16 protein-coding genes are annotated in these 17,924 nt (G+C 72.1%); 11 read left to right on the top strand and 5 right to left on the bottom strand.

The features are described 5' to 3' along the window. Positions 1 to 90: 90 nt before the first annotated feature. Positions 91 to 1,863, bottom strand: a complete 1,773-nt coding sequence (locus AB0M30_RS22610; protein WP_364586558.1) for a serine/threonine-protein kinase — start codon at positions 1,861 to 1,863, stop codon at positions 91 to 93. A gap of 185 nt (positions 1,864 to 2,048) precedes the next feature. On the opposite strand from AB0M30_RS22610, the gene AB0M30_RS22605 reads away from it, so the two are divergent. Together AB0M30_RS22605 and AB0M30_RS22600 are read left to right on the top strand one after the other, a co-directional pair. Continuing rightward, a complete protein-coding gene (locus AB0M30_RS22605) occupies positions 2,049 to 3,920 on the top strand; it encodes a propionyl-CoA synthetase (RefSeq protein ID WP_364586555.1) in 1,872 nt (623 codons plus the stop codon). Positions 3,921 to 3,989: 69 nt separating this feature from the next. Next, positions 3,990 to 5,555, top strand: a complete 1,566-nt coding sequence (locus AB0M30_RS22600; protein ID WP_364586552.1) for a beta-N-acetylhexosaminidase — start codon at positions 3,990 to 3,992, stop codon at positions 5,553 to 5,555. 2 nt (positions 5,556 to 5,557) lie between these two features. Here AB0M30_RS22600 and AB0M30_RS22595 read toward each other — a convergent pair whose 3' ends face one another. Genes AB0M30_RS22595 through AB0M30_RS22585 form a run of 3 tightly spaced genes read right to left on the bottom strand, consistent with a single transcriptional unit; the run spans position 5,558 to position 7,843 of the window. Then, positions 5,558 to 6,151, bottom strand: coding sequence for a TetR/AcrR family transcriptional regulator (locus tag AB0M30_RS22595; protein ID WP_364586549.1), 594 nt, complete (start codon positions 6,149 to 6,151; stop codon positions 5,558 to 5,560). Beyond that, positions 6,141 to 6,824, bottom strand: a complete 684-nt coding sequence (locus AB0M30_RS22590; RefSeq protein ID WP_364586547.1) for an MOSC domain-containing protein — start codon at positions 6,822 to 6,824, stop codon at positions 6,141 to 6,143. Before AB0M30_RS22590 ends, AB0M30_RS22595 begins: the two co-directional genes overlap by 11 nt. Before the next feature lie 32 nt (positions 6,825 to 6,856). Next, a complete protein-coding gene (locus AB0M30_RS22585) occupies positions 6,857 to 7,843 on the bottom strand; it encodes an NAD(P)H-dependent oxidoreductase (RefSeq protein WP_364586544.1) in 987 nt (328 codons plus the stop codon). A gap of 100 nt (positions 7,844 to 7,943) precedes the next feature. On the opposite strand from AB0M30_RS22585, the gene sigJ reads away from it, so the two are divergent. From sigJ to AB0M30_RS22540, 9 genes are all read left to right on the top strand, one after another. Then, positions 7,944 to 8,822 carry an RNA polymerase sigma factor SigJ gene (gene sigJ / locus AB0M30_RS22580; protein WP_364586541.1) on the top strand — a complete coding sequence of 293 codons (879 nt, stop codon included), beginning with the start codon at positions 7,944 to 7,946 and terminating at the stop codon, positions 8,820 to 8,822. 217 nt (positions 8,823 to 9,039) lie between these two features. Further along, positions 9,040 to 9,837, top strand: coding sequence for an SGNH/GDSL hydrolase family protein (locus tag AB0M30_RS22575; protein ID WP_364586538.1), 798 nt, complete (start codon positions 9,040 to 9,042; stop codon positions 9,835 to 9,837). Beyond that, positions 9,816 to 10,403 carry a TetR/AcrR family transcriptional regulator gene (locus AB0M30_RS22570; protein ID WP_103336861.1) on the top strand — a complete coding sequence of 196 codons (588 nt, stop codon included), beginning with the start codon at positions 9,816 to 9,818 and terminating at the stop codon, positions 10,401 to 10,403. Before AB0M30_RS22575 ends, AB0M30_RS22570 begins: the two co-directional genes overlap by 22 nt. Positions 10,404 to 10,420: 17 nt before the next feature. After that, complete coding sequence (locus tag AB0M30_RS22565; RefSeq protein WP_364586534.1) at positions 10,421 to 11,140, top strand: DUF2786 domain-containing protein; 720 nt, start codon at positions 10,421 to 10,423, stop codon at positions 11,138 to 11,140. Between the two features lie 53 nt (positions 11,141 to 11,193). Then, positions 11,194 to 11,931 carry a Long-chain-fatty-acid--CoA ligase gene (locus tag AB0M30_RS22560; RefSeq protein ID WP_364586532.1) on the top strand — a complete coding sequence of 246 codons (738 nt, stop codon included), beginning with the start codon at positions 11,194 to 11,196 and terminating at the stop codon, positions 11,929 to 11,931. 55 nt (positions 11,932 to 11,986) lie between these two features. Beyond that, positions 11,987 to 12,328 (top strand): winged helix-turn-helix domain-containing protein, encoded by a 342-nt coding sequence (locus AB0M30_RS22555; RefSeq protein WP_103336859.1) that lies wholly within the window; start codon positions 11,987 to 11,989, stop codon positions 12,326 to 12,328. Further along, positions 12,325 to 12,573, top strand: a complete 249-nt coding sequence (locus AB0M30_RS22550) for a hypothetical protein (RefSeq protein WP_364586529.1) — start codon at positions 12,325 to 12,327, stop codon at positions 12,571 to 12,573. The genes AB0M30_RS22555 and AB0M30_RS22550 overlap by 4 nt, the downstream gene beginning before the upstream one ends. Before the next feature lie 175 nt (positions 12,574 to 12,748). Then, on the top strand, positions 12,749 to 14,887 hold the full coding sequence (locus AB0M30_RS22545) for an MMPL family transporter (RefSeq protein WP_364586526.1): 2,139 nt from the start codon (positions 12,749 to 12,751) through the stop codon (positions 14,885 to 14,887). A 27-nt stretch (positions 14,888 to 14,914) separates the two neighbouring features. Beyond that, complete coding sequence (locus AB0M30_RS22540; RefSeq protein ID WP_364586523.1) at positions 14,915 to 15,835, top strand: DMT family transporter; 921 nt, start codon at positions 14,915 to 14,917, stop codon at positions 15,833 to 15,835. Here AB0M30_RS22540 and AB0M30_RS22535 read toward each other — a convergent pair. Next, a complete protein-coding gene (locus AB0M30_RS22535; RefSeq protein ID WP_364586520.1) occupies positions 15,778 to 17,919 on the bottom strand; it encodes an EAL domain-containing protein in 2,142 nt (713 codons plus the stop codon). The genes AB0M30_RS22540 and AB0M30_RS22535 overlap by 58 nt on opposite strands. Positions 17,920 to 17,924: the final 5 nt, after the last annotated feature.

Below are 17,924 nucleotides of genomic sequence, written 5' to 3'. Positions count from 1 at the left end.
GCACCCAAGGCGGCCTTCGGTGCGTTCAACGCACCGAAGGCCACATTGGGGCGCTCTTCCCGGACGTCAAACAACTTGCGACGCGCGACACTAGCGGCGGGGCAGCCCGCTCCCGGGCTGACGCGGCACGACCCGCGTCACCGGGCCGTCCGCGGACTTGCCCGCCCGTGACAGCCAGCCCTCGACCTCGCGGCGCACCGCGTTCAGCGTCGGACGCCGCCGCGGCTCCGGGTCCAGTGAGGCCGCCAGCAACCGGGCGTGCGCGCTGCGCTGCGGCAACCGCGACACCGGCTCGGCGCGGGCGGCCGCCATCAGCGCCGCCATCGGCGTCTCCCGCGTTCCGCGCGGCGGCTGGCCGGACAGCGCGTAGCTGACCGTCGCCGCCAGCTGCCACGCGTCGGACGCCGGGGACGCCGTCGCCCCCATGGCCTGCTCCGGGGCGACGAAGTCGGGCGTGCCGATCATCATCCCGGTGGCCGTCATCTTCGAATCGCCCTGGCTGCGGGCGATGCCGAAGTCGATCAGGTGGGCCAGGCCGCTGCGGTCGAGGACGATGTTCGACGGCTTGATGTCGCGGTGCAGGACGCCCTTCTCGTGCGCCGCCGCCAAGGCACCCGCCATCGTCGCCCACAGGCGGCCCGCCGCGACGTCGTCGAGCGGGCCCTGGCCGTCGACCAGCTCGGCCAGCGGACGGCCTTCGAGGTACTCCATCACCAGCGCGAGGCCGTCCGGCTCTTCGGCCAGGTCGTACACCTTGACGCAGTTCGGGTGGCTCACCACGGCCAGCGCGCGGGCCTCGCGCTGCATGCGCTCGGCCGTGTCGCGGTCCGGCGCGTGCGCGATCTTCAGCGCGACCGTGCGGTTCAGCTGGGTGTCGACGGCCTGCCAGACCGTGCCGAAGCCACCCGCGCCGAGCTGCTTGACACGGCGGTAGCGGCTGCCACCGGCGTTGCGGGAGCCGGGCGGCGGCGGGATCGGGCCCGGCGCCGCGGCCAGCGCGCCGAGCGGTGGCGACGGCGGCTCGGGCGCGGAAGCCAGCGCCGTCTTCGGGTACGGCCGGTTGGCCGGGGGCGGCGGCGGAGGCGGCGGGGTGGGGCGCGGCTGGACCTGCGACGGCGGCGGTCCCTGCGGCTCCTGCTGGCGGCGCGGCGGCGGCTCGTCCGACCGGTCCGACCGGTTGATCACCGACCACGGCGGCGGGCCGACCATCGCGACCGGGATCAGGCCCAGCACGCTGAACGGCAGGAAGCCCAGCAAGAAGTGCAGCGCGGTGTTCGCTTCCATGCCGACGCTGAACACCAGCATCGCGGCGAACGGGATCCAGAAGAACCGCGACGGCCACTTCGGGCCGCGACGGAAGGCCGTGCGGCCCTGCAGCATGACGAAGAACAGCGAGCCGCCGCCCAGCACGGCGAAGGCCAGCAGGTACACGAAGAACGGGAGGTCACTGCCGTTCTTGGAGAACAGCACGTCGTAGACGCTCTGGCCGCCGCCCAGGTACTTCACCTGGCTGCCCACCCAGCAGCCGCCGTCGCTGCCGAGCGAGCCCAGTTCCGTCCGGCTCAGGCCGGTCTTGTCGCCGCCGAACGCCGCGCGGTAGACCCCCGACACGCCGTTCGACAGCAGCCACGGCAGCACCAGCGCGCTGACCAGGCCGATCCCCCCGAAGACGCCCAGCGTCGTCGCGTCGTAGCGGTTGCCGGTGCCCTTCCGGATGATCGACACGGCGACCGCGCCGATCGGCGGAAGCAGCGCGACGAGCGCGCCGGCCGCACTCGTGGCCCAGACCCATTCGCCGGGGCAGAAGCCCGGGCCGAACAAGGAATGGGCTAGCGAGAGCAACGCGCTCGCTAGTCCGTTCACCGCCGGGCTCCCCTCACTGTCCGTGTTCACTTCGTGGCCGTCACGCGGCGTTTGCCCGCGGTCCAGCTTAGGACGCTCCCGGGCTCCTTGAGGTTGCCGGGTCTTTCCGCGGCCGAATCCGGCGCGGCCACCGCTCCCGCGCCATGATGGGGATCGGCGGAACCTCCGACCCGAAGGAGCGGAGCATGGGCGCGTACTCCGAAGCCTACCGGCGCAGCCTGGCCGAGCCGGACGCGTTCTGGCTGGCCGCGGCGGAGTCGATCAGCTGGACCAGGCCACCGCGGCGGGCGCTGGACGACACGAACCCGCCCTTCCACCGGTGGTTCCCGGACGCCGAGCTGAACACCTCCTACAACGCGCTGGACCGGCACGTCGAAGCCGGCCGCGGCGGCCAGGCCGCACTGATCTGGGACTCTCCCGTGACCGGACGGCAACGCACCTACACCTACGAGGAGCTGCGGGACACGGTCGCGCGCTTCGCCGGCGCGCTGAGCTCGCTCGGGGTCACGAAGGGTGACCGGGTGATCGTCTACCTGCCGATGGTGCCGGAGGCCGCGATCGCGATGCTGGCCTGCGCGCGGATCGGCGCCGTGCACTCGGTGGTCTTCGGCGGGTTCGCGCCGAAGGAGCTGGCCGCGCGGATCGAGGACGCGAAGCCGAAGGTCATCCTGGCGGCGTCCTGCGGCATCGAGCCGACGCGGGTGGTCGAGTACCAGCCGATCATCGAAGCCGCGCTGGGGATGACCGAGCACCAGCCCGACCACGTCGTCGTGCTGCAGCGCGAGCAGGCGCCGGCCGTGCTGACCGGGCGCGACCTCGACTGGCGGGAGCTGGCGGCGGGCGCCGATCCGGCCGGCCCGGTGCCGGTGGCGGCGACCGATCCGCTGTACATCCTCTACACGTCCGGGACGACCGGGAAGCCGAAGGGTGTCGTGCGCGACACCGGCGGCCACGCCGTCGCGCTCGCCTACTCGATGGAAGCGGTCTACGACGTCCACGCCGGTGACGTCTGGTGGACGGCGTCCGACGTCGGCTGGGTCGTCGGGCACTCCTACATCGTGTACGCGCCGCTGCTCGTCGGAGCGACGACGGTCATGTACGAAGGCAAGCCCGTCGGCACGCCCGACGCGGGCGCGTTCTGGCGGGTCATCGCCGAGCACGGCGTCCAGGCGCTGTTCACCGCGCCGACCGCGCTGCGGGCCGTCAAGAAGGTCGACCCGGACGCCCGTGAGCTGGAGAAGTACGAGCTGAAGCAGTTCCGGACGCTGTTCATGGCCGGCGAGCGGCTCGACCCGGAGACCTACCACTGGGCGCACGAGAAGCTCGGGGTGCCGGTCGTCGACCACTGGTGGCAGACCGAGACCGGCTGGCCGATCGCCGCCAACCCGCGCGGCCTGGAGCCGATGGACGTCAAGGCGGGGTCCGCGACCAAGCCCGTCCCCGGCTGGGACGTCCGGATCCTCGACCAGGCGGGCGAGGAGCTGCCGGCCGGGCGCGAAGGCGCCATCACCGTGAAACTGCCGCTGCCGCCGGGCTCGCTGCCGACGCTGTGGGGCGACGACGAGCGGTACCGCGAGGCCTACCTCTCGCGCTACGAAGGCCATTACCTGACCGGCGACTCCGGCTACTTCGACGAGGACGGCTACCTGTTCGTCATGGGCCGCACCGACGACGTCATCAACGTCGCCGGGCACCGGCTGTCCACCGGGTCGATGGAGGCCGTGCTGGCTTCGCACCCGGCGGTCGCCGAGTGCGCCGTGATCGGCGTGGCCGACCAGCTCAAGGGCCAGCTGCCGCGCGGGTTCGTGGTGCTCAAGGCGGGCGCGGACGTTCCGGCGGACCGGCTGCGAGACGAGCTCGTGGCACTGGTCCGGCGGGACATCGGCCCGGTCGCCGCGTTCCGCGATGTGTCCATTGTGGACGCGCTGCCGAAGACGCGGTCGGGGAAGATCCTGCGCAAGACGATGCGCGCGATCGCCGACGGCCGCGACGAGGCGGTGCCTTCGACGATCGAGGACCCGAGCGTCCTGGAGGCGATCCGGGAAGCCCTTCGTTAAGAACTGTTCCAAATGCTCCGGCTGGTCTGTACCTTTGCGGGGAGGGAGTCCCCCACCGGAGGTGCTTCGATGCGCTTGTCCAGAGCCGTCTTGACCGCGGCCGTCGTGAGTCTCACGGCCGCCGGCCTGCCCGCTTCCGCGGCGGCCGCCGCGGCCGCTCCCGAACGGAGCGTGACCGACGTCGTCCCGGCGCCCGTCTCCGCGAAAGCCGATCCTCGCGGTGAATTCCGGCTCACGCCGTCGACCGTGATCGCCGCCGACCGCGGCGCCGGCCAGGTCGCGGACTACCTGCGCGGGCTGCTGCGCCCGGCCACCGGCTTCCCGCTGCCGGTCGTGCCGCACGCCGCCGGCCTGCCCGCGCTCTCGCTGAAGCTGGGCCACGACCCGCGGATCGGCACCGAGGGTTACGAGCTGAAGGTCGCGCGCGACGGCGTCACGGTGAAGGCCAACACCGCGGACGGGCTCTTCGAAGGCGTGCAGTCGCTGCGGCAGCTGCTGCCGTCGGCGATCGACGCCCAGCGCGTGCAGCACCGGACGTGGACCGTCGCCGGCGGCACGATCCTCGACTACCCGCGCTTCGCCGAGCGCGGCGCGATGCTCGACGTCGCCCGGCACTTCTTCCGGCCCGACCAGGTGAAGCTGTACGTCGACCAGATCGCCCAGTACAAGGTCAACACGCTGCACCTGCACCTGGCCGACGACCAGGGCTGGCGGATCGAGATCAAGAGCTGGCCGAAGCTGGCGACGGTCGGCGGCAAGACCGCGGTCGACGGCGACCCGGGCGGCTACTACACGCAGGCGCAGTACCGGGACATCGTCGCGTACGCGGCTTCGCGGCACATCACGGTGATCCCGGAGATCGACATGCCGGGCCACACGAACGCGGCGCAGTCGACGTACGCCGAGCTGAACTGCGACGGGAAGGCCGTGCCGGTGCGCACGGACACCGAGGTCGGCTACAGCTCGCTGTGCATCTCCTCGCCGATCACGTACAAGTTCGTCGAAGACGTCGTGCGCGAACTGGCGGCCCTCACGCCCGGCCCGTACCTGCACATCGGCGGCGACGAGGCGCACTCGACGCCGCCCGCGGACTACCTCACGTTCGAGCACAAGGTGCAGCCGATCGTCGCCAAGTACGGCAAGAAGGTCACCGGCTGGCACGAGATCGCCAAGTCGGCCCCGCCGGTGTCGGCGGTCCCGCAGTACTGGGACTTCGGCGGCGACAACCCGGACGTCGCGGCGGCCGCGGCGCGCGGCAACAAGATCCTGATGTCGCCGGCGAACTACGCGTACCTCGACATGAAGTACAACGCGCAGACGCCGCTCGGCCAGGACTGGGCCGCGCTGGTCGAGGTTCGGGATGGGTACAACTGGGATCCCGCCACGCTGGTCAACGGGGTTGGCGAGAGCCAGGTCGCGGGCGTCGAAGCGCCGCTGTGGACCGAAACGATCCGGACCAGCGACGACATCGAGTACATGGCGTTCCCGCGGCTGCCGGGGATCGCGGAGATCGGCTGGTCCCCGAAGTCGACGCACAACTGGACCGCCTACCGCGCGCGGCTGGCGAAGCAAGCCCCGCGCTGGGTGGCGCAGGGCATCGACTTCTACCGCTCCCCGCAGGTCGACTGGAAGTGACGTCAACCGGCCAGGCGGGCGCGAATCGCCCGCCTGGCCAGTTCGTAGGCCCGGGTTCCGCCGTTCAAGACGGCGTCGGCGTTGGCCGCGCGGCCCAGCGCGTGGAGTTCGAACGCCAGGACCTCGGCATCCGCGTCGACGTGGCCGAGCGCGACCGCTTCCGCCGCGATTTCCCGCAGGAAGGCGGCGAACGAGCCGTTCGCCGCCGCCACCGCGTCGTGCACCCGGCCCGGGCGCGCGTCGAACTCCGCGCCGACGTTGAAGAAGAAGCAGCCGCCCGGGAAGACCCGGGTTTCCGAGTAGTCCAGCCACTTTTCGCACACCGCGCGCAGCCGCGGCAGGCCGGGCGCCACCGCCCGCGCAGGCGTCACGACGTGCGAGCGGAAGATGTCCAGCGCGGCCTCGATGGTGGCGAGCTGAAGTTCCTCCTTGGAGCCGAACAGCGCGAACACCCCGCTCTTGCTCAGCTCCAGCTCGGTGGCCAGCCGGCCGAGGGACAGCCCCGCGAGGCCGTCGACCGAAGCGACGTCGACGGCCCGCCGCAGCACCAGGCGCCGGGTCGCGTCGCCGCGCGCGATCCGGCCGTCACCCGGCACGCCGCGCCCGCCATCGGTCCACAGTGGACTGGACGCCGTCGCGGTAGGCGGCCGAGAGCGCGGGCGTGGCCAGCACGCGGTCGGCGAGGTCCAGCGCCGCCTCGACCTTGTCCTCCGGCAGCTGCCCGTAGTTGGCGAAGGAGACCAGGTACACCTCGGTGATCGTCGGGCCGTCCGCTCGTTCGAGCAGCTCGATCGCGCCGGACGTCGGCACCGTGCCAGGCCGCAGCACGCGCAGGTACCAGCCGCAGCGCCCGCTGTCGATCATCAGCGGGGTGACGTCCTTGCGGCCGGTCTTCATGGCCAGCTTGAAGCATGGCTGCCGCGGCTGCGAGACCTGGACCAGCGCGTCACCCCAGGCCCAGACGTCCCCGATCCGGACGTCGTCCTCGGTGACGCCGGTCAGCGAGACGTTCTCGCCGAAGCCACCCGGCTCGGCTTCGAGGCCGTCGGCCGCCCAGGCCGGGTAGTGCTCGGCGGGGTAGACGTAAACCGCTTTGTCGACCCCGCCGTGCACGGTGAGGTCGGCCTGCCGGTCACCGTCGAGGTTCAGTTCGGTCAGGGCTAGTTCCGGCGCCGCGACCCGCGCCTTCGTGATCGCGCTCAGCACCGGCCGGTCCCGCCGGTGACCCAGGACGCTCGGTTCCCCCACAAACACGCCTTCGACGTTCATGGGCCCGAAGGTAGCACGACCGTTCGTACAGTTCAGCGCGTTCCGGGCTCGAGGTCCACCACTCCCCGGCCACTCGCCATGTCGAACGGCACGGACGCCTGGTCGTGGACGATCACCCAGCCGTCGCCGCGGTGGCGGAAGACGAAGGTGGCGCGAACCCACATGCCGGTCACGGCCTCCCCGGTCGGCAGCGTGCCGCTGACCCGGCCGAAGCCGTGGCCGACGGCCAAGCCGGCGCTCACCGTGACCGTCAGGTCGCGCAGCTCGTAGTCAACCTTTTCGAAGATCGTGAACACCTTCGCCCAGTTCTTCAGCTTCGCCTCGACCCCGGCGTGCTGCAGCGGCGGTTCGACGTCGAAGGACACGACGTCCGGCGCGTAGATCCCGCGCAGCGCCTCGAGATCCTTGGCCCGCAGCGCTTCGACGACCTCGTCGAGCCGGCGTCGGATCGCGGCTTCCGCCTCCCCGCCCCGCAGCGACGCCAGGGCGGTGCTCCAGGCGATGACGTGGTCGAGCAGGGTTTCCAGCGCGGCGAGCTGGTGGTCACCCGGCGCGAACACGGTGTGGTTCTCGAACTCCGTCGCCAACGGCAGCGTCACCTGCGGGGCCACGTCGGCCAGCTGCAGTGCCCCGCAGACCAGCCGCAGCTGCTCGACCGAACGCGCGCCGCCGACGCCGCCGTACGAGACGAACCCGGCCGCCTTGCTGTTCCACTCGACGTGGATGTGGTCCATGGCGTTCTTGAGCACCCCGGGCAGGGAGTGGTTGTACTCCGGCGTGACGAAGACGAACCCGTCGCACGCCGCGACGACGGCCGCGAAGGCCCGGGTGCGCTCGTCCTGGTACTGCCCCGAGAAGCCCGGCGGCTCCTCGAGGTGGGGCAGCGGGTGATCACGCAGGTCGATCACGGCGAACTCCGCGTCACCCCGGCTCGCGGCCCGCTCGCGGACCCAGCGGGCGACCTGGTCCCCCTTGCGGCCCGGGCGGGTGCTGGCCAGCACGATCCCGATCTTGAGCATCGTTGTCCCCTGTTCGGTCGATGGTTGCGACCGGTACGACGAAACAGGCCGCGGGAATGTCAGGCCTGACGTTCGGGCAGGCTGCGTCGTCGGAGGAGTCATGACAACGCCATCGGAACCGGTCGTCGCCGAACGACGGCACCTGGTCAACCTCGCCTACCGGCTGCTCGGCTCGCTGACCGAAGCCGAGGACGCCGTCCAGGAGACCTACGCCCGCTGGTACGCGCTGTCCCCGGCGCAGCAGGAGGCGATCTCTTCGCCCGGCGCCTGGCTGACGACGGTGGCCGGCCGGATCTGCCTGGACGTCCTCGGCTCGGCGCGGGTGCGGCGGGAGCGGTACGTGGGCGAGTGGCTGCCCGAGCCGCTGCCCGACCAGCCCGGCCCGGCCGACCGGATCACCCTGGACGAGTCGGTCAGCATGGCGTTCCTCGTCGCGCTCGAAGCGATGACCCCGCCGCAGCGGGTGGCCCTCGTCCTGCACGACGTCTTCGGGTACGCCTTCGCCGAGGTCGCCGAAATCACCGGCCGGACGCCGGCCGCGTGCCGGGAACTGGCCTCCGCGGCCCGCCGCCGGATCCGTGCCGGCCGGCCCGCCGCCCCGGCCGCCCGGCAGGCCGGTCTGGTGCGGGACTTCAAGGTGGCCTGGGCCGCCGGGGACATCGGCGCGCTGATCGGGCTGCTCGACCCCGGCGCGACCTTGACCGCGGACGGCGGCGGCCGGGTCCGCGCCACGATCGCGCCGGTCGTGGGCGGCGAGCTCGTCGCCCGGTACCTGGCCGAACTGGCCGCCTTCGGGGCGCTGACGCTCGAAGAGCGCACGGTCAACGGCCGTCCCGGCCTGGTCCTGCGCCGCGGCGACGAACTGGCCGCCGTCTACGCCTTCGCCGTCGCGGACGACCGGATCACGCACCTCTGGGCCATCCGGAACCCCGACAAGCTCGGCCCCTGGCTCGGCACCGGCGAGACGGTCCGCAAGTAGCCGTGTCGACTCCCCAATCACGCGAACTGACCCTCCAAGCACGCGAGCCGACCGGCCGGGCACGTGAGCCGACCGTCCGGGCACGTGATCCGGCGGACATCACCCGTGATGGAGAGGTCGACTCGCGTGATTGAGGGGTCGACACCGAAGTAGACACCGTCTACAGAAGTTTGATAGACAGTGTCTACAAGGTGAACCACGGGTTACGGAGATCGAGATGAGTTACCACCGATTCGTCGTCGTCGGCGACAGCTGCGCCGAGGGCCTCGACGACCCGTACCCCGACCAGCGCCACTACCGCGGCTGGGCCGACTTCGTCGCCGGCCGCCTGGCCGAGGACGAGCCCGGCTTCCGCTACGCCAACCTCGCCGTCCGCGGGCGCCGGCTCGACCAGATCGTGCCCGAGCAGCTCCCGGCAGCCACCCGGCTGGCACCCGACCTCATCGCCCTCTTCGGCGGCGGCAACGACGTCATGAGCCGCGGCTGGGACGCCCGGACCGTCGCCCGCCGGGTCGACGCCGCCATCCGCGCCTGCACCGAGATCTCGCCCGTGGTCGTCACGTTCACGCTCAGCGACGTCTCCCGGCGGATGCCGCTGGGCAGCCGGATGCGGCCGCGGATCGTCGCGCTCAACGAGGCCATCCGCGAGGCGGCCGTCAGCTACGGCGCCCAGCTCATCGACCTGTGGCCCGACCAGGCCGTCACCGATTCGCGCTACTTCGGCACCGACCGGCTGCACCTGTCCGCCCACGGCCACCGCCGGCTCGCCGCCTACGTCCTCGCCCGGCTCGGCCTCGACCCCGACCCCGCGTGGCTCGCCCCGCTGCCCGGCACCGCGGCGACCGGCAGCCGGCGCGCCGACCTGCACTGGCTGCTCCGGGAAGTCCTGCCGGTCGCGGTGACGCGCACGCGTAACCGGCTGATCGGCCGCCAGCCCGGCGACGGCTTCTTCCCGAAGCGCCCGGACCTGCTCCCGATGACCTTGGACGAGGCGTGGGCACCCGGCAACGCCTGATCACGACGGCGTCGGAGCTGCTCGCCGAAGAAGGCGTCGGCGCGGTCACGCTGCGCGGGATCGCCAAGGCCGCCGGGGTTTCGCACGGCGCGCCGCTGCGGCACTTCTCCGGCCGCGCGGAGCTGCTGTCCGCCGTCGCGACCCGCGGGTACGCCGACCTGCTCGCCCGCCGGGAGACGCTGCCGGAGACTTCCCCGCGGGAGCGGCTCACCGCGGCCTGCCACAGCTACCTCGACTTCGCGCTGACCAACCCGGCGATGTTCGAGCTGATGTTCCGCCGCGACCTGGTCGACCCGGACGACCCAGCGCTCTCGGCGGCGGCGAGCGCGGTGTTCGACACCTTCGCCGTGCTGGTGGCGGCGGTGCCGACCCCGGTCGCGCGGTCCGGTGCCGACCTGCGGCTGGTCGCCGCGTCGCTGTGGGCGGCGCTGCACGGGCTCGCCCAGCTGTGGCTGTGGGGCGGTCTCGCGGACGCGAGCTTCGCGCCGTCGCCCGAAGCGGCGCTGGCCGTCACGCTCGACGCGTACCTCGACACGCCGACCCGGTCCACCCGCCCGAACACCTGATCGAATACCCTCTCGCCATGACCGAGTCAGACCCGCAGCTCGAGCGCATCCGCAAGCTGCTGGCCAAGGCCGAAGACCCGGCGGTCACCGAGGCGGAAGCCGAGGCGTACAACCAGAAGGCCGCCGAACTCGTCGCGCGGTACGGCATCGACCAGGCGATGCTCGCCGCGTCCGGGGCCGGCACCGACGAGATCGGCACGCTGAAGATCCCGATCGCGGACCCGTACAGCCGCGAGAAGGCGAGCCTGCTCACCTCGGTCGCGTACCCGCTGCGCTGCCGGACGCTGCTGCACCGCCTCGGCCAGAAGGTCGAGAGCGTCACGGTGTTCGGGTTCCGCTCCGACCTCGGCCGGGTGGAGCTGCTGTTCACCAGCCTCCTGCTGCAGGCGAGCACGCAGCTGACCCGCGTCCGGCCGGGCGGGTTCTTCCCCGGCGAATCCCTGGCCGCGTACCGGCGCACGTGGCTGCACGGCTTCGCCCGCGCGGTCCACGAACGCCTTTCCCGCGCCGAGCAGGAAGCCGTCCGCACCGCGGTGCCCGGCGAGCGGTCGGCCGAGCTGGTGGTCCGCGACCGCGCGCAGATGGTGCAGCACGCGTTCGACTCCGAGTACGGCGACCTGCGCGCCGCCTCGCCTAGAAGACTCAGCGGCAGCGGCTACCTCGACGGCCACGACGCCGGTACCCGGGCGAACCTCGACCCGGCCGCGCTGACCCGCCGCCGCAAAGCCCTGCGCTGAGCGTCGCCCGGTTGCCGCTATCCACGGCCCGGGCTTTTCGCTTCACTGGGCGCATGCGCGTTGTCGATCTTGCCGGCCGCCCCGACCTCCTCGACGCCGCACTGAGCCTCGGCGACGTCGGTGGCCAGTTCATCTACCAGGGCGCGAGCGGCCGGATGATCACCGGCGAGCGGTTCCTGCGCCACTGGGCGCGCTACTTCCTGATCGCGCTGGACGACGACGGCACGCCGATGGCCCGCGCCCTGTCGGTCCCGCTGGCCTACCCGGCCCCGGACCGCACCGAGCTGCCGGACCACGGCTGGGACAAGGCGATCGAGTGGGCGGCCCAGGACGTCATGGACGGCCGCGCGCCGAACGCGTTGTGCGCACTGGAAGTCGTGATCGCCCCGCACCTGCGGGGTACCGGTCTCGCCGCACCGATGCTGAAGGCGCTGAAGGCGCGCGCGGCGGAAACGGGGCTGCGCAAGCTGATCGTCTCGGTCCGCCCGATCGGCAAGGAAGCCGAGCCGGCGGTGCCGATGCCGGAGTACGCGGCCCGCCGCCGTCCCGACGGCCTCCTGGCCGACCGCTGGCTGCGCACCCACGAGCGGCTGGGCGCGCGCGTGGTGAAGGTCTGCCCGTTCGCGGTGACGCTGGCGGCCTCCCTGGCGGACTGGCACGACTGGACGGGCGTGAAGCTCCAGGACGGCGAGAACTTCATCCCGGGCGGCATCGCGCCGGTGTACGCGTCGACCGCGTACGACACCGCGACCTACGTCGAGCCGAACGTCTGGCTCGAACACCCGATGTGATCTCGGGGATCACCCCGATAGCGCGTCCGGCCGCCACCTGCTAACTTTTGTTTGCATGTGGACGACCGGCGACGAGCTCCTGCGGCAGCTGGGCGCCCTCGGCAACCCGCACCGGCTGCGGATCATCGCGGCCTTGTCCGCCGAACGCACCTACGTCAGCAAGCTGGCCCGCGAGCTGCGGATCAGCCGCGCGCTGCTGCAGGTCCACCTGCGCAAGCTGGAAGCCGCGGGCCTGGTCTCCGCCAGCTCCGAGGTCGGCGAGGACGGCAAGACACTGCGGTTCTACGAGGTCACGCCGTTCTCCGCCGTGCTGACACCGCAGGCGATCGCGGCCGCCGTGCCGACGCTCACCACACCGGAATCCGTCCAGGGGGACGGCGAGGAGGGACGGACATGAACTGGCACCAGTGGCAGGAGATCATCGGCGTGACCGGGGTCTTCGTCCTGATCACGGTCGTGCTCTCGATCGCGATCGTGCAGCTGGCCTCGACCTGGCGAGCCAAGGCGAAACTGGCGCGGGAGCACGAATACCGGTCGCTGGCCGAGTCGGCCGTCCGGACGCAGGAAGAAACCGAACGGCAGCTGCGGGACGTCCAGGACCGCCTGCGGTCCATCGAACGCGTGCTCAAGGAGGTCGACTGACTGTGACAACCGGGGCTCCGCCCCGGGCCGGGGGCTCCGCCACCCGGAACCCCCGAAACGCAGTTGAGGCCCTGGACCGCCGAGCGGCAACTCGACGGCCCAGGAGGAAGAAGCAACCACCTCGCCCGAAGGCGAGCTCTCATCGGATCACTCCTTCACGAGAGGACCTTAGTTCATGCTGCCTGCAGCCACCCGGCTTCACCGGCGGGGGCCGGCGGTCGAACGCGTCACGAACTGGTCGCTGCGGCACCGCGCCGCCGCGATCCTCGGCTGGCTGGCGCTCGTCGCGCTGGCCTGGGCCGTCGGCACGTTCGTCCCCGGCACCGACGCGCGATCCAGCCCCGCCGGCGACGCCGGTACCGGCCAAGCCGTCCTCGACCGCCAGCACACCCGCGAACCCTTCTTGGAGAACGTCCTCGTCCAGCCCCTGTCCCGCGCGGCCACGGCCGACCTGGTGACCACGTTGACCACGTCCGGCGCGGTCGCGGACATCCGCTCCCCGCTCGACGATCCCGCCCAGGTGGCCGCCGACGGGCGCTCGGAACTGGTCACGTTCCGGATCACCGGCACCGGCACCGAAATCCGGTCCAACCTGGCGAAGGCGACCGCGGCCGTCGACACGGTCGCCGCCCGGCATTCGGACGTCCGGCTGGCCCAGGCCGGCGACCTCACCGTGTCCGGCGCGGTCGACCAGAGCATCAAGGAGGACATCGGCCGGTCGGAAGCCCGCTCGCTCCCGATCACCGTGCTGATCCTGCTGGTCGTGTTCGGCTCGCTGGTCGCGGCCGCGGTCCCGGTCCTGCTGGCGGGCACCGCGGTGTTCGCCACCTTCGGCTTCCTGTCCGTTGTGGACAACTGGATCCCGGTCAACAGCGCGACTTCCGCGATCACGCTGCTGATCGGCATGGCGGTCGGCGTCGACTACTCGCTGTTCTTCCTGCGCCGCGCCCGGGAGGAACGCGCCCACGGCGTCGACGAGTCGATCCGGATCGCCGCCCGGACGTCGGGGCACGTCATCGTCGTGTCCGGACTGACCGTCGTGCTGTGCGTGACCGGCCTGCTGTTCACCGGTCTCGACAACCTCCGGGGCCTGACCATGGGCACGATCCTCGTCGTCGGCCTGGCCGTGCTGGCGGCGGTGACCGTGCTGCCCGCGACGCTTTCCCTGCTCGGCTCCCGCATCGACCGCGGCCGGATCCCGTGGCTGGGGCGACGAAAGACGCGCTCCCGGTTCTGGGCCGCCGTGGCGACCGTCGTCACCCGGCGGCCCGCGGTGTGGAGCGGCATCGCGACCGCCTTGCTCGTGCTGCTCACCTTGCCGGCGTTGGGAATGCGGCTGCAGGACCCGGCCCCGACCGAGAGCCTGCCGCGCAGCATCCCGGTGATCGACGCGGCCGTCCGCGTCCAGGAAGCGTTTCCCGGCCTCACCATGCCCGCGCACGTCGTCCTCTGGAACACCCGCGGCGGCCCGGTCGACACGCCCGCCCTGCGCCGGGCGATCGGGGAACTCACCGCGGCGGTACCGCGTCCGGCCGTCGTCGTCCCGGTGGACCAGGCGCTCGTCGTCCGGATCCCGCTCGGTGGCACCGGCAACGACGAAGCGGCGAGCCGCACGCTCACGACGTTGCGCGGAACCCTGCTGCCGCAGACGGTCGGGCGGATCGGCGGAGTCGGGTACGCGGTGGCCGGCCGGACCGCCGAAGCCCACGACTTCACCACGCAGGTGCTCGCCCGGGCGCCGTACACCTTCGGGTTCATCCTGCTGCTCGCGTTCGTGCTGCTGCTCGTGGTGTTCCGGTCGGTCGCGGTGCCGGTGGTGTCGATCCTGCTCAACCTGCTGTCCGCCGGCGCGGCCTACGGCGTGCTCACCCTGGTGTTCCAAGGCGGTTTTCTGGCGCCGCTACTGGGTTTCACGCCCTACGGCGGGGTGCTCGGCTGGCTGCCGATGTTCCTCTTCGTGCTGCTGTTCGGCCTGAGCACGGACTACCACGTGTTCATCCTCAGCCGGATCCGAGAACGGCGGCGGCCGGGGGTGCCGGCCCGGCAGGCGATCGTCGAGGGCACCGCGAGCAGTTCCGGCGTGGTGACGAGCGCCGCGCTGATCATGACCGGGGTGTTCAGCGTCTTCCTCAGCCTCGCCGCGATCGAGTACAAGATGCTCGGTCTCGGCATGGCGTTCGCGATCCTGCTCGACGCGACGATCGTCCGCGGTGTCCTGCTGCCCGCCGCGCTGGCGTTGTTCGGCGACCGGCTCTGGCGCCAAGACACTGAAGGAGGCCTTAACGATTCCTCCAGAACTCTTCGCTTGTCCTGACAGATCTTCTTCGGCACCGTTGATCACATGAACGGTGGACGGGGCGCCTCGGCGCGCATGGCGGTGCTGGCCCTGCTGTGGGGCTCGGGTTTCCTCTGGATCAAGCTGGCCCTGACCGGCCTGAGCCCCGTCCACCTCACCCTCGTCCGGTGCGCCCTCGGCGCGCTGACGCTCTTGGTCATGGCCTTCGCGGCCCGGCAGCGGCTGCCCCGGGACCGCGGGACCTGGGCCCGGCTGATCGTCGCGGCGTTCTTCTGCAACGCCCTGCCGTTCGCGCTGTTCGGTATCGGGGAACGCACCGTCGACTCCGGGGTCGCCGGCGTCATGAACGCCACCACCCCGCTGTGGTCGCTGCTGATCGGCGTCGCGCTCGGGACGGAACGGCGGCTCAACCCCGCGCGGTTGCTCGGGCTGGCCCTCGGCTTCGCCGGCATCGTGGTGATCTTCGCGCCGTGGCAGCAGTCGGGGCTGCTGAGCACGGGTGCGCTCGCCCTGCTCGGCGCCGGCCTCAGCTACGCGATCGCGTTCGCTTACATGGCACGGAAGCTGCCGCCGGACGGCGCTCCGCTCGCGCTGTCGGCCGCGCAGCTGATGACCGCCACCGCGCTGACCGCCCTCGCGCTGCCGGTCGCGGGCACGGCGCCGCACCTGACGCTCACCGCCGTCGTCGCGGTGACGATCCTCGGCGTCTTCGGGACCGGGATCACCTTCTACCTGAACTACCGGATCCTCTCCGACGAAGGCCCGACCGCCGCGGCGACGGTCGGCTACCTGCTGCCCGTCGTGTCGGTCGCGCTCGGCGCGCTCTTCCTCGGCGAGCCGCTGTCGCTCCGGGTCATCGGCGGCATGGCGGTGGTGCTCGTCGCCGTCGGCCTGACCCGGTGGCAGCCTCAGGTGCCGGCGAACTGCCCGGCGAGCTCGGCCGGCGGCCTGGCCACCCCGAAGTAGTCGCCGGTCGCCAGCTCCGCGCCGGCCGCGCGCCACCAGTTCGCCTGGTCTTCGGTGTGGATCCCGTCGACGACGAGCGTCGCGCCGACCTGCCGGACCAGCGGCACGAGGGCGCCGAGGAACGTCGAGTCCGACCACGCCTGCCACTCCGCCAGCCGCCGGTCGACGCGCACGATCTCCACCGGCAGGTCCTCGATCGCCCGCAGATCGTCCGGACCCAGCCCGAACTCGTCCAGCATGACGTGCACGCCGAGGTCGGTCAGTGCGATGACGTTCTCCATCACGCCGGACACCGGGAGCGCCCCGGCCGGGACCCCGAGCAGCAGCTGCTCGGGCGGCAGGCGGGTGTCCGCCAGCAACCGCGTCACGCGCGTGCCGAGCGCGTCGTCCGACACCTGGTGCCCGGTGAGGCCGACGACCACGGAGAGGCCGAAGTCCGCGCGCTGCCGCCACCACTCGCCCTGACGGGCCGAGGCGCGCAGCATCCAGTCGCCGAGCGGCAGCATGAGCCCGGTCGACTCGGCGAGCTCCACGCAGCACTCGTGCGAAAGCGCCGTGTCGTCCGGCCGGTTCCAGTGCAGGCGCGCTTCGACGCCGGCGGCTTCGCCGTCCGCCAGCCGCGCCATCGGCCGGTACCGCACCCCGATCTCGCCGTGTTCCCAGGCGCCGGCCATGCCGACGGCCCGCGCCTGCGTCCGCCGGGCGTGGGCGTCGGCCTCCCGGTCGAACATCCGCCACTGGCCGCGCCGCCGGTCCTTGGCGCGCCGCAGCGTCTGGTCCGCCTGGCGCAGCAGTTCCACCGGGTCGATGCCCTTCGCCGGCCGGTGCACCACGCCGGCGCTGGCCGACAGCGCGAGCCCGTGCCCGTCGACGAAGAACGGCTCGGCGAGCTCGTCGTTGATCGCGCGCACGATGGTGTCGATGTCCGGCGTCGACTCGGTGTTCTCGACCAGGATGCCGAACTCGTCGCTGTGGAACCGCGCGATCATGGCGTTTTCGCGGGCCATCACCGCCTTGAGCCGCTGCGCGAAGTGCACCAGCAGCTGCTCGCCGACGCGGCGGCCGAGGCTGTTGCAGACCATGCCGAACGCGTCGAGGTCGACGTGGAACAACGTGACACCGTAAGCCGGGTCGGCGCGCCGCAGCACCGTCTCCAGGTGGGTGCCGAAGTACTGGCGGTTCGGCAGCCCGGTGAGGACGTCGTGTAGCGCCTGGCGGCTCAGCTCGCCCTGAAGCAGCATCAGCTCGGTGCCGTCCTCGATCACGACGACGAAGTGGGAGGGCCGATCATCGGCGTCGCGCAGCAGCGAGGCGGTGAGCGAGATGCGGACGACGTCGCCGTCCCGGCGCAGCAACCGCTCCGACTGCCGGATCCGCTCCTTGCCGCCGTCCAGGAGCGCCATCATCGCGTCGCGGAGGACCTCGACGGATTCGGGGTGGACGACGTCGTAGAGCACCGAGCCGGCCAGCTCGCCGACCGGGTGCCCGAGCATCTCGGCCAGCGCCGCGTTGGCCCGCACGATCCGGCCGTCGAGGGCGACGACGGCGATCCCGCTCGCCGACGACGTCACCACTTCGTCGAAACGCGCTTCGCTCTGCTTCAGGTTCCATTGGGCGTCCCGCACCGCTTTGAGCAGCGACAGGTGCATGATCTCCTGCTGGTCGAGGACGCTGCGCTCGTGCGCGAGCAGGAAGCCGCAGGACAGCGCGCCCAGCGCCGCGACGACCCGGTCGGCGGCGCCCTCCACGGCCTGGAATTCGGGCAGCGCGGGCAGGCCCTTGCCGAGGACCTCGAGCGTGCATCGCAGCCCGGGCTCGCCGACGTAGCCGAGGGCGACCAGCCGCGCGCCGATCCGCTCGGCCGGGCTCAGGTCCGGGGGCGTGCGGTGCGCGGAATCACCGCGGTGCAGCGCATCGCAGAGCAGGCCGAGCAGGCCGCCGAGCTCCACGTCGAGCTCCTCCCGGCTCAGCGACACGACGGTCACGCCGCTGAGCAGGTACGCCCATTTCCGGGCGAGCCGGGTCCGCCCGCGGTCCGCATCGGGTGCGGCGGGCTGGTCCGGCTGGGGTTCGATGATCGGCATGGGAG

It is taken from the genome of Amycolatopsis sp. NPDC051716 (assembly GCF_040681595.1).
Classification (GTDB): domain Bacteria; phylum Actinomycetota; class Actinomycetes; order Mycobacteriales; family Pseudonocardiaceae; genus Amycolatopsis.
The sequence above is the reverse complement of the archived record's forward strand: the minus strand, read 5'-3'. Positions and strand labels throughout refer to the sequence as shown.